The organism is Oxobacter pfennigii (genome assembly GCF_001317355.1).
Taxonomy (GTDB): Bacteria; Bacillota; Clostridia; order Clostridiales; family Oxobacteraceae; genus Oxobacter; species Oxobacter pfennigii.
Map to the genome: position 1 here is coordinate 81,054 of NZ_LKET01000068.1, position 11,616 is coordinate 92,669.

At 36.9% G+C, this 11,616-nt stretch carries 10 protein-coding genes, 1 pseudogene and 1 other annotated feature; of the genes and pseudogenes, 4 read left to right on the plus strand and 7 right to left on the minus strand.

The window, feature by feature from the left end; genetic code table 11:
• Window positions 1-177: 177 nt before the first annotated feature.
• Complete coding sequence (locus OXPF_RS19850; RefSeq protein WP_054876952.1) at window positions 178-885, minus strand: 4Fe-4S double cluster binding domain-containing protein; 708 nt, start codon at window positions 883-885, stop codon at window positions 178-180.
• 339 nt (window positions 886-1,224) lie between these two features.
• On the opposite strand from OXPF_RS19850, the gene OXPF_RS19855 reads away from it, so the two are divergent.
• Together OXPF_RS19855 and OXPF_RS19860 are read left to right on the plus strand one after the other, a co-directional pair.
• Window positions 1,225-1,467: an alpha/beta-type small acid-soluble spore protein gene (locus tag OXPF_RS19855; RefSeq protein WP_054876953.1), complete on the plus strand. Its 243-nt coding sequence runs from the start codon at window positions 1,225-1,227 to the stop codon at window positions 1,465-1,467.
• A 247-nt stretch (window positions 1,468-1,714) separates the two neighbouring features.
• A complete protein-coding gene (locus tag OXPF_RS19860; protein ID WP_054876954.1) occupies window positions 1,715-2,245 on the plus strand; it encodes a DUF4364 family protein in 531 nt (176 codons plus the stop codon).
• Between the two features lie 4 nt (window positions 2,246-2,249).
• Here OXPF_RS19860 and OXPF_RS19865 read toward each other — a convergent pair whose 3' ends face one another.
• From OXPF_RS19865 to OXPF_RS19890, 6 genes are all read right to left on the minus strand, one after another.
• Window positions 2,250-3,200 carry a YncE family protein gene (locus tag OXPF_RS19865; RefSeq protein ID WP_054876955.1) on the minus strand — a complete coding sequence of 317 codons (951 nt, stop codon included), beginning with the start codon at window positions 3,198-3,200 and terminating at the stop codon, window positions 2,250-2,252.
• A gap of 219 nt (window positions 3,201-3,419) precedes the next feature.
• Window positions 3,420-3,695, minus strand: a complete 276-nt coding sequence (locus tag OXPF_RS19870; protein ID WP_054876956.1) for a hypothetical protein — start codon at window positions 3,693-3,695, stop codon at window positions 3,420-3,422.
• A 283-nt stretch (window positions 3,696-3,978) separates the two neighbouring features.
• A complete protein-coding gene (locus OXPF_RS19875; RefSeq protein WP_054876957.1) occupies window positions 3,979-4,842 on the minus strand; it encodes an AraC family transcriptional regulator in 864 nt (287 codons plus the stop codon).
• 99 nt (window positions 4,843-4,941) lie between these two features.
• The gene (locus OXPF_RS19880; protein ID WP_054876958.1) at window positions 4,942-5,178 is read right to left on the minus strand and encodes a hypothetical protein; all 237 of its coding nucleotides are present in this window, start codon (window positions 5,176-5,178) and stop codon (window positions 4,942-4,944) included.
• Between the two features lie 67 nt (window positions 5,179-5,245).
• Window positions 5,246-6,538: a bifunctional folylpolyglutamate synthase/dihydrofolate synthase gene (locus OXPF_RS19885; protein ID WP_054876959.1), complete on the minus strand. Its 1,293-nt coding sequence runs from the start codon at window positions 6,536-6,538 to the stop codon at window positions 5,246-5,248.
• A 58-nt stretch (window positions 6,539-6,596) separates the two neighbouring features.
• Complete coding sequence (locus OXPF_RS19890; protein ID WP_054876960.1) at window positions 6,597-9,248, minus strand: valine--tRNA ligase; 2,652 nt, start codon at window positions 9,246-9,248, stop codon at window positions 6,597-6,599.
• Window positions 9,249-9,544: 296 nt separating this feature from the next.
• Window positions 9,545-9,764 (minus strand) — a binding site (T-box leader).
• Between the two features lie 152 nt (window positions 9,765-9,916).
• Here OXPF_RS19890 and OXPF_RS19900 point away from each other — a divergent pair.
• Complete coding sequence (locus tag OXPF_RS19900; protein WP_054876962.1) at window positions 9,917-10,987, plus strand: ABC transporter substrate-binding protein; 1,071 nt, start codon at window positions 9,917-9,919, stop codon at window positions 10,985-10,987.
• A 59-nt stretch (window positions 10,988-11,046) separates the two neighbouring features.
• A pseudogene (locus OXPF_RS19905) lies at window positions 11,047-11,613 on the plus strand (ABC transporter ATP-binding protein); the annotation flags it as partial.
• Between the last annotated feature and the right edge of the window lie 3 nt (window positions 11,614-11,616).

Sequence of the window (11,616 nt, forward strand, 5' to 3'; positions counted from 1 at the left end):
ACATCATCAATGTTAATTTTTTTGTTTTTTTCATAGATTATGCATATTAATTTGAAAATCGGAGATAATAAAAATGGTATATCTTTATTAAAGATATATTGCCATTTAACATAAGATTAAATATTTTAAGAAACAAAAGATAAAATTACCAGTTACCAAAAGATGGATAGAGTGATATCAGACTCTTTCCATTTTTCTTTTATTGATGTTTTTGCCATGGGGACACACATTCATGCATATACCGCAAACCGAACCCCTGCCTATGTGTTTGAAATTTGTATTCATGTACTTGCTGCAAGCTTCTGCATCTATTATTTCAGAACGCTGTACCCCCTTGTACCAGTTCTTCCCCGTAATAGCCATTGCAGGACAGGCGATTTTACATATATTGCAGCCCTTGCAGTCAGTATTATGTATATCTTCTGTTCCGGGAAGCTCCATGTCGGTTAGTATTGTGCCCAGCCTTACTCTTGGCCCGTATTCGGGAGTTATCAATAAACCGCTTTTCCCTATCCAACCCAAGCCGCTTAAATTAGCGGCTGTCTTATGCTGAAATATGCCCGTATACAAATCCTCTGAAGTTTTTACCGTCTGGGATGCAGGAATGGCCGCGGCTAAATACCCCCAGTCCTGAATTAAAAGAGATGCCCTTAAGGTTATATTATCAATAAGTGCATTTACCGCCTTATAATGATGAAAATATGTATGAGTCGGAGCATCCTTTATTTCATCAATAATTGCATCAGAAAGTCTCACCGCAATTGATACCGCATATTTCAAATTCTTAAAATATGCCGGCAAATAATCTCCTGCATTGGCAAAGGCGACTTTTGAAGCCCCCCACTCAATGATTTTTTCCTTCAGTATTTCAGCATTGGAAGCCATAAACTTTCTCCTTGAATTGTTTTAAATATAGTACCATTATATCATGAAATTTATTTCATAATTTTCATGTCGAATGAATTCTTTCAGAATTCATTATATCATGAAATTTACCCAATAAATTTTATTGAGCAATTTTTATTCTTTGAAACAACTTTGCATGTTTCACTATAAAAAGCATAATATTGAAAAAAATTACTAAAATATATTTATATGTAAGACCTAAATATATTATGCATTTACAGCACAATATAACTTTCATAAATTTTCTCCTATGGGATAAATTAATAACGAATCAAAATTATTATAATAAATACTAAAATTATAAAAGGAGGAGAGTTTATGGCATTAGGTCAAAATTCTTCAGGAAGAACACAGCTGGTTCCCGATGTTCATCATACTCTTGATAACATTAAGTACGAAATTGCTTCTGAATTAAGCATTCCCGTATATCAAGGCTCCGAAGACTACTGGGGAAATATAACCTCCAGAGATTGCGGTAAAGTGGGCGGTATCATGGTAAAAAGGATGATAGCCCTGGCAGAAAAAGAATTACTTAATGGAAAGTCGCTGGAGAAAATCTAAATGAACATAAAAAAAGAGGAAGCAAAAATTTTATTGCTTCTTCTTTTTTATTTCACAATAACTGTTTTCCATTTCCATCTTAATGATATAATGAATTCAAGTGATGATGATATTACCTGAATTCATTCGCCACGAAATTTGCATAGTAAATTTCATGATATAATAATTTCAAATGGCATAGCCATTTGGAATCATTGCGACAAGATATAATATTACTAAGCTATTAACATGAAAAGGAAGGAATTTTATGTTTGGAGATACATACGAATTAGCAGAAAGCAAATTGCTGCTACTTTATATATTTAAAACCATAAAGCAGACGGTATCCAACTCTTCTATTACTGAAATTGTGCTGGAAAACGGATTTATGAACTACTTTCATCTACAGCAATATTTGAGCGAACTGGCGTCCTCTGAATTATTGAATGTATACAAGGATGGAAAAAGAGTTCTCTATGAGCTCTCTTCCAAAGGCAAAAATACCCTGGAATATTTTGAAAACCGCATTGCAGATTCAAAAAAAGAATCTGTGGATCTCTATCTTTCAAAGCATAATGAGCAGTTAAAAAACGATATAAAATTCACTGCCGGCTATGCCAAACATGATGATGATTCATATTTGGTGACCCTCAATATGATTGATAACACCGCCTCTGATATTTTCGAGCTTAAAATAAGCATAAAATCCATAGAAGAAGCAAAGAAAGTATGCTCTAACTGGAATTCCAGCGCCAAAAAAAACCGTAAAAAAATACTGGATATTTTGTTAAGCAAATAAATATTTATTGAACTATTAATATTGATGTAGGCTCAATTCCAACATCAATATTTTTAATTATTTCATTGCTTTTTATATCGATAACGGATATATTGTTATCTTCGCTGTTGGTTATATAGATATATCCTCCATGACTTATAATACCCCTTGGCATTTTGCCTACTTTTATTCTGTCTTTTACCTTGAATCTGTTTAAATCTATTATATATACATCATTGCTTCCTAAATTGGTGACATACAATGAATGACCTTCTTCAGATAGCTCAATTTGAACGGGTATTTTACCTACTTCAATATTCTTCATTACTTTGTAGCTGCCCGTCTCAATTATTGCAACTGAACCCTTTGAATCATAACCTAAATTGCTGCAGGTTACATATAAATATTTTCCGTTCCTTGATGATATAATATCCAAAGGCCGGCTGCCTACAGTTATGCTGGATACCTTTGAGTTGCTCCATGTATCTATTATGGTTATGTTGTTGCCATCCATATTGGCAATGTAAATGTATTCACCGTCATTGCTCATGCATATTCCGTGAGGGAATGAACCTGCCGAAGTCTGTCCGATGATTTTCTTGCTGCTAAGTTCAATTATGGAAACGGCGTCCGAATCTCCGTTTGTAATATAAGCGTAGCATTCATCTTTGTTTATAGCTATATCATTTGGATGGCTTCCTGCAAAATAGCATTCCTTAACATCAAGCTCTTTTTTATCAATTTCGCATATGCTATCATCATAGCAGTTTACGCTGTATATAATACTCTTGCTTCCATCCATCCTCAGGCTGTGAGGACCCATAACAGGTTTTTTAGTTCTAAAAAGCATTTTGTTTTTAGAATGCAATCGTATTCTTTTTATTTCCATGCTTGTACCTATGTCTACAACTGATATTGTATCCTCCCCTATATTTGAAACGAACAGCAGCGCCCCATCTTTACAGCTATCAGGCATTCCTTCTCCTCCTCACCAAATCATACTACATAGTATGATTGGCTAGGATATTAGTTACAAAATTAAAAATACTTCTATTTTAATGGGCAACTTATTTATTGTTTTAATGTAAATAAACTAAACTATAGATTTAGACATTGACATCTGTAATTGAAGCTAATCTAGCATTTTCAGCATAAAAATTAATTGAGTCTGTTTTAAAATCGCCAACCCATCAATTTATCTCTTCCCATTGATTATTTGTATAATCAAATATTTCAATAAGGCACAATTTATACCGTCAGATTTAATTTTCAGAATTGAAATTTTATCTACACCGCTAAAATGCAATGTTATCTTTTTACTTTGATTTACATATGGAATAATAGTAAGTTCTAGACTAGATTTATCATTAAAGCTATTGGATATAAACGTAATATTTACAACTCTGCATCCCATCGGAAACCACTTGCCTAATTCCCTTATTATTAGATCTTTACCTATGATATTAGCCACATGCCTCCTCCTTTTTTTATTATAGTTTTCCTTTATCATATGTGATAACCTTTCAAAATTAAAGTATCGGTAGTTTTTTGATTTAATCAAAAACTACCGATGGAGGTTTAAAATATGAGTATCAGGGAACTTTAATACCTCTATTAAACATGTTTACAATAAAAATTAGTATATCCTTTATCAGTTAAAAGTCTATATATCCTCTCTTGCTAGTCTTCGTAATTCTCAACAGCCAGCAATAAAATATAAAATTGCGCCCAATACAATAATATATTTTTACTTTTTATTTCTTCCTAACAGGAATCCAGACTTCACTATAAGCGTAATCCTTTTTATGCTCATCCATTTTAGTAAAAGAAAAAGAAGGAGCATTGATTACTTCGTAATCGGAAGAAGGAAGCCACTCTGAATATGTTCTTGCCATTGTCTCCTGCAGCGTTGACGGAAATGGTCCTTCATTTGGAAATATGGCCCAAGTGCAGGCTTCCACCGGCACTTTATCTAAAAGGCCGCTTACTTGATTTTCTGTCGTTAAAACACCTATCAGGTGAGTCAAATCTCCTTCTTCTTTTAAGAAATTAGCGTCAGCATCATAAGAAGCATTGACAATTTCATAAGGCGCTATATTTTGAAGAGAATGCATTTCTTTTTTCTGTTCATCCGTTATGCTTTGTGCAAGCTTCACAATCTCGTTATTAACGCCTTCAAATTGCATAGGGACACGTTTACTTACACCGACTAAATTAAAAGCCGGTTTGTCTTCAATTCTAAATTCCATATTAATTCCTCCTCTTACGGTTATTATGAATGAAAGTTTGGGGAAGGATTTACTTATGCCTTTTTTTATTACATCTGAAGGCAAAAAACCACTCCATTTTTTGAATGCCCGGGTAAAGCCGTCCACTGACTGATAGCCATATTTAAAAGCAACATCCGTTACTCTTTCTCCATTTAATAAATCCTTATTTGCTTCCGACAGTTTCCTATTTTTGATGTATTCATTAAGGGTAAATCCAGAAAGATAAAAGAATATCTTTTTGAAGTGATAGTCAGAAACCCCGGCATATTCGGAAATTATTTCAAGAGGCAGATCATCCGTTAAATGCTCTTCAATATAGTCAATTACATGATTTAATTCCTTTAGCATTATCTCTCCCCCCTTCCATATCTACATGATACCAAAGCTATTTTTGCAATGCTCGACTTTTTTAATACAAAAAATATCGAATGAGAGGGATTTTCCCTCTCATTTTTTGAAAAGCCGGTTGTATAATTCTTCCGGAGTCAGGCTTATATCCAGCTGCTTTGCCAGCTTGATATAATTATTGAGATTGTTTTTACAAAACTCATTGAGATTACGGGGCGCTCTTTTGCCCAGCTTTTGATAAAGATAGTATAGTCTTTGAGCCTTAAAAATATCCTCTTTTACTTTTTGCTTTACTTTTGTATCGAGTCTATCCCAGCTACTTGTAATCTCTATCATCCCCCGGAATATAAATTAAAACTTCTAGTTAAACATAGTAATTTATATTCCTCTTGGGTTTTATATATTACCTAAAATTTTCTACCAGTGTGCGGACGTGTCCTATCATATAAAGAGACCCGCAAAATACCACCATATCGTCGGGCTGTGCCATTGCCATTACTTTTTTAAAAGCAGCTTCAATGCTTTCTCCTGTTATGACGGTGTCGCAATATTTACGGGCAATTTTGCTTAATTCCTCTGCAGGAAGAGCTCTGTCGCTGTCAGGCGTAACGGTGACTATTACATCAGCCAAGGGCATAAAGACCTCACACATATCTTCAACCTGTTTATCACTTAATATACCCATCACGGCAATGAGCCTTTTATAGTCAAAATATTTGCGTACTGCTTTTTCAAGGCTCTTTATGCCTTGAAGGTTGTGAGCTCCATCCAATAATATAATAGGGCTTTTTTTCATAACCTCCAGCCTTCCCGGCCATTTTGACTTCCTTAATCCATTGTATATGCATTCCTTTGAAATATTTATTCCCAATTCCTGCAACGCCTTTGCCGAAGCTATGGCAGTCTTTGCATTTAAAAGCTGATATTCGCCAAGAAGGTTTATATGTATATCTTTTAATGTTTCATCCTCAAATTCTGTGTCAAATACCTGTCCGTCCATTGAATAACTCTTTAAATTTATACCCTCTTCCTTTACTTCTATTAAGCGGGCATTTTTATCGATGCAGGTCTTCTTAATTACATCGTGGGCTTCTTTTTGCTGAGGGTATATAACTACAGTTCCATTTTCTTTAATAATTCCTGCCTTTTCACCTGCTATCTCACCTAAGGTATTCCCAAGTACCGACATGTGGTCAAAATCAATGGATGTTATAACCGCCAGCACAGGATTTATTACATTGGTTGAATCCAATCTGCCGCCTAATCCTACTTCAAGAACAGCATAATCAACATTTTTTTCCTTAAAGTATTTAAACATCATGGCTGTTATAATCTCAAATTCCGTGGGGTGCTCCAGTCCTTCGCTTATTATCCTGTCGACTATAGGTGCTATTTCAGTGGTAAGCCGTGCAATATCCTCATTTGTTATCTCAGCTTCATTTATTCTGATCCTTTCAGAAAATCGCTGAAGATAAGGTGAAGTATACACACCTACCCTGTAACCGCACTCAGCTAAAATATCTGAAATCATAGTGGTAATCGAGCCCTTCCCGTTTGTGCCGGCAATATGTATGCATTTTAATTCCTTTTCAGGATTGCCCATGTACTCCAGTAATTTGTTTATCCTCTGAAGTCCCAGATTCATACCGAATTTTGTAGTGTTTTCTATATAGTCCATGGCCTCATTAAAATTCATATATTTCACTTCCATTCTAAAGCCGGAGCCTTGGCCCCGGCAAATTATTAAAAAATATTTATTTTTTTAAGCTTTCAAGTCTCTCTATGACTTTACTAAGCATTTCCTTATATTTTACACCCTTTGCTCTTTCTTCGTCTACTAGATTAAGAGGTGCTTTTGAAATAAATTTCTCATTGGAAAGCTTGCTCTCTACCCTTGCAATTTCACCTTCAAGCTTTTCCTTTTCCTTTGTAAGCCTGTCGATTTCTTTTTGCTTATCAACCAGATCCTCTAAAGGCATGTAGATTTCCACTCCATGAGTTATGGCACTTACGGCATCATCAGGGATGTCTTTTTTATCCTTCATTATATCAACGGCACCGGCAGAAGCCAGCCTTTCGAAAAATACCCTGCCAACTTCTATTGCGCTTTGCGCCTTTTGATTTGAAGCTACAAGCATAACCCTTGCTTTTTTAGAAGGCGGTACATTCATTTGTGCCCTGACGTTTCTGATGCTTGTAATGGCTTCTATTATAAGATTTAATTTTTCCTCGGCATCTTCATCCTTGAAGACCTCGTCATTTTTAGGCCACTCTGATATCACTATTGAAGAATCATCACCTTTAAGATGGGTAAATATCTCCTCTGTTATAAAGGGCATAAATGGGTGCAATAATTTGAGCATTCCTTCAAGTACAAAAGAAACTGTGTAAATGGCTGCTTTCCTGGAATCATTATTTTCCCCGTAAAGCCTGGTTTTTATAAGCTCGATATACCAGTCGCAATATTCGTTCCAGGAGAAATCGTATATCTTTTGCGCTGCTATACCCAATTCAAAGCGGTCCAAATTTTCGGTAACCTCTGAAGTTACCTTGTTGAATCTGCTTAAAATCCACTTATCTTCAATTGATAAATTTTCCTTTACGTCTTCAAATTTATATTTGTCTTCATCAAGGTTCATCATAACAAATCTTGATGCATTCCATATCTTGTTTGCAAAATTACGGGAGGCCTCCACCCTTTCCATATAAAATCTCATATCGTTTCCGGGAGTATTGCCTGTCATGAGCATGAAACGCAAAGCATCGGCACCGTAACGGTCTATTATTTCAAGAGGATCAATGCCGTTTCCTAAGGACTTGCTCATTTTTCTTCCCTCTGAATCCCTTACTATACCGTGTATGAATACATGATTAAAAGGTATTTCCTTCATGGATTCAAGGCCTGAAAATATCATCCTGGCAACCCAGAAGAATATGATGTCATAGCCGGTAACCAAAACGCTTGTGGGATAAAAATACTTCAAATCCTCAGTGTTTTCCGGCCAGCCTAATGTTGAGAAAGGCCATAGGGCGGAGCTGAACCAGGTATCTAAGACATCCTCATCCTGCATTAAGTTGGTGGATTGGCATTTGCCGCAATTTTGAGGTATATCCTTAGCTACTATTATTTCACCGCAGTCCTTGCAATACCAAACGGGGATTCTGTGACCCCACCATAACTGCCTTGATATACACCAATCCTGAATATTTTCCATCCAGTTAAAGTATACCTTTGAGAACCTGTCGGGTACAAATTCTATGCTCCCATTTTTAACTGCTTCAATGGCAGGTTCTGCAAGGGGCTTCATATTTACAAACCACTGCTTTGAAAGTATGGGCTCAACTGTTGTGCTGCACCTGTAGCATTCTCCTACATTGTGGTCATGCTCTTCTGTTTTAACCAAAAGACCTAATGAGGTTAAATCCTCTACTATCTGCTTTCTTGCTTCGTATCTGTCAAGGCCGTCATATTTTCCTGCCTTTTCGTTCATGGTACCGTCGTCATTCATTACCCTTATCTGCTCTAAATTGTGTCTTTGACCTACTTCAAAGTCATTAGGGTCATGGGCAGGTGTAATTTTAACGCAGCCTGTTCCAAAGTCCTTATCAACATAGGAATCGGCTATGACTGGAATTTCCCTGTTCATTATGGGGAGTATCAGCATTTTGCCTATTAAATGCTTGTATCTTTCATCTTCCGGATGTACTGCAACGGCTGTATCTCCTAGCATGGTTTCCGGCCTGGTAGTGGCAACGACAACATATTCCGCGCCGCCTTTAACGGGATACATGATGTGCCAGAAATGTCCCTGCTGTTCTGTATATTCAACTTCCGCATCTGAAAGTGCCGTTTTGCATCTCGGGCACCAGTTTATGATCCTGCTTCCGCGATATATAAGTCCCTTTTCATATAAATCGATGAAGACCTTTTTAACAGCTTCATTAAGACCTGCATCCATAGTAAAGCGTTCCCTTGACCAATCACAGGAGGAGCCTAATTTCTGAAGCTGCTCTCTTATCCTTGCCCTGTATTTATGAGTCCAGTCCCAAACCTTGTCTAAGAATTCATCTCTTCCTATTTCCTTTTTTATAATTCCCTGTTTTTTAAGCTCTTCTTCAACCTTAACCTCCGTTGCAATACTTGCATGGTCTTCACCGGGAACCCAAAGGGTTGAATAGCCCTGCATCCGCTTCCACCTGATAAGGACATCCTGTATTGTATTGTCCAGCGCATGGCCCATATGAAGCTGTCCTGTGATGTTTGGCGGAGGTATAACTATTGTATAGGGCTCTTTATCTTTATCCACCTCAGGTGTAAAATACCCTTTTTCCATCCATTTATCGTATAATCTTTCCTCAAATTCTTTGGGATTATAGGTTTTCGCAAGATTTTTTGTCTCATCCATAATGGTTCCTCCCTTAGTTGGGGACAAAACTTTAGTAGTGCCCCCTTTCCTTAATTTTGCTATTGGAACTGTTGCATTTTGAACAACGTAAATGAATTGTGAGAGTTCCTTAACAAGTTCTTGGTAACGCTGATGCAGAAAATGCTTAGAATTTTAGATTGTTTGAGCGATAAGAAGTTTAAAAATTCTTGCATTTTCAGAGCAGGGAACCTTAGAACTTGTGGAACTTGAACATAGCAAAGATCGTGTTCAAAATGCAGCGGCCCCTAATTAAAATAAAAAAACCCTTCCGTCTTAGAAAGGACGAAAGGATATATTTCCGTGGTACCACCTTAATTCCGGCTAACACCGGCTCTCAATACATAACGGTTGAAACCGTCAGAGCTTACTTTAAATTCAGCCCGGATGCTCAGAAGCTACCTTCAACTAAAAACATAAACCCGGAAAACCTTTCAGCCTATGAGCCTCCCTCTCTGACGGAAGTTTTAGTTTACTCCTCTTCATCATAGCATTTTAACAATATTTAAAGATGTTTCATAGTTTATAATATACCCATATTTTAAGAAATGTCAACATTAATTTTAAAAATATTCTTTCACCTGCAAGTAACCTATATTGGAGTTAAGGAATAGTATAGACTGATAATATTTATACCTGGAGGGGTAGTTTTGCGTAAAATCAAACTGACAGCGATTATTTTAATCATAATTACATTAATTGTTTCATTGTTCAGCGGATGCACTAAAGCAGAACAAAACAAAGGTGATACAACGCCAACACCTACAGTTGCAAAGAGTCCAACATCTGAACCTGTGAAGCTCACAAAAATAAGATTAAATGAAGTTGTAAGGTCCATATTCTATGCTCCCATGTATGCGGCTATAAACGAAGGTTTCTTTGAAGAGGAAGGCTTTGAAATCGAACTCTCAACCGGACAAGGCGCAGATAAGACAATGCAGCAAGTTCTTTCAAAGAATGCTGACATAGGTTTTTGCGGACCGGAGCAGGTAATTTACCTTTACAATCAAGGAAGAGAAGACTATACAGTTGTTTTTGCACAACTCACAAAGAGAGATGGATCATTCCTGGTAGGAAGAACCCCCGAAACGGATTTTAAATGGGAGAGCCTTAAAGGAAAAACATTGATAGGCGGAAGGCCGGGCGGTGTTCCCCAAATGACTTTAGAGTATGTCATAAGGCAGCATGGACTTGATCCATTAAAAGACGTTGAATTCATAACAAATCTTGATTTCACAGCTACACATTCCGCATTCAGAAGCGGCATGGGGGATTATGTAGCATTATTTGAACCTACAGCCACCGTATTAGAAGACCAGGGTGCAGGTTCGATAGTAGCATCAATAGGTAAAGACTCGGGAGAAATTCCCTACACCTGTTTCTTTGCTACAAAATCCTATATGGAGAGTAATCCTGAGACTATACAAAAATTCACCAATGCTCTATATAAGGGAATGCTCTGGGTTGAAAGCCATACTCCCGAAGAAATAGCAGACTCAGTTAAATCTTTCTTTCCAGGTTCCGATGCTGCCCAGCTTGCAAAGGTTGTAAAAAGATACAAGGATCAGGATGCCTGGTCAAAGGACCTTATACTATCCGAAGAATCCTTAAACAGGCTTTGCGATGTTATAAAGACCTACAAAGCAGATTTGCTGCCTCAGATACCTCCATTTGAAAATGTTGTAGACAATAAATTTGCAATACAAGCCGGTAAAAACTAAGTAATGTAAAGGGGGGGATAATAGTGCCAAATCCCAAGCTTGAAATAATCAATGTTTCCATGAAATATCATACCCTGTCCGGCGAAACAGAAGCTGTGCATGATTTTTCTCTCATCGTGGATGAAGGTGAGTTCATAAGCATTGTTGGACCCAGCGGCTGCGGAAAATCCACCATTTTATCTATGATATCAGGTTTGTTAAAACCATCCTCCGGTAAAATATTTCTTGATGGAATGCCGATTACAGGAACAACCAGCAAAATAGGCTACGTATTTCAAAAAGATGTTTTATTTGAATGGAGGACCATAGAACAAAATGTCATGTTGGGCCTTGAAATTCAGCATCAGACTACACCGGAACAAAAAACCTTAGTATATGATATGTTGGAGAAATATGGGCTTTTAAGCTTTAAAAACTATTACCCCCGTCAGCTTTCAGGAGGAATGCGCCAGCGTGTGGCATTAATCAGAACGCTGGCCACCAATCCCGATTTGCTGCTTTTAGATGAACCATTTTCCGCCCTTGATTATCAAACCAGACTTGCGGTATCAGATGAAATAAGCACAATTTTGAAACAGGAGCAAAAAACCGCTGTTTTGGTTACCCATGATATCTCAGATGTGATATAT

Bases quoted from the DNA above. Each gene is read 5' to 3' on its own strand.
- OXPF_RS19880 (WP_054876958.1), bottom strand. From the start codon at position 5,178: ATGATAGAGATTACAAGTAGCTGGGATAGACTCGATACAAAAGTAAAG.
- OXPF_RS19860 (WP_054876954.1), top strand. From the start codon at position 1,715: ATGTTTGGAGATACATACGAATTAGCAGAAAGCAAATTGCTGCTACTT.
- OXPF_RS19890 (WP_054876960.1), bottom strand. From the start codon at position 9,248: ATGGATGAGACAAAAAATCTTGCGAAAACCTATAATCCCAAAGAATTT.
- OXPF_RS19855 (WP_054876953.1), top strand. From the start codon at position 1,225: ATGGCATTAGGTCAAAATTCTTCAGGAAGAACACAGCTGGTTCCCGAT.
- OXPF_RS19875 (WP_054876957.1), bottom strand. From the start codon at position 4,842: ATGCTAAAGGAATTAAATCATGTAATTGACTATATTGAAGAGCATTTA.
- OXPF_RS19865 (WP_054876955.1), bottom strand. From the start codon at position 3,200: ATGCCTGATAGCTGTAAAGATGGGGCGCTGCTGTTCGTTTCAAATATA.
- OXPF_RS19850 (WP_054876952.1), bottom strand. From the start codon at position 885: ATGGCTTCCAATGCTGAAATACTGAAGGAAAAAATCATTGAGTGGGGG.
- OXPF_RS19885 (WP_054876959.1), bottom strand. From the start codon at position 6,538: ATGAATTTTAATGAGGCCATGGACTATATAGAAAACACTACAAAATTC.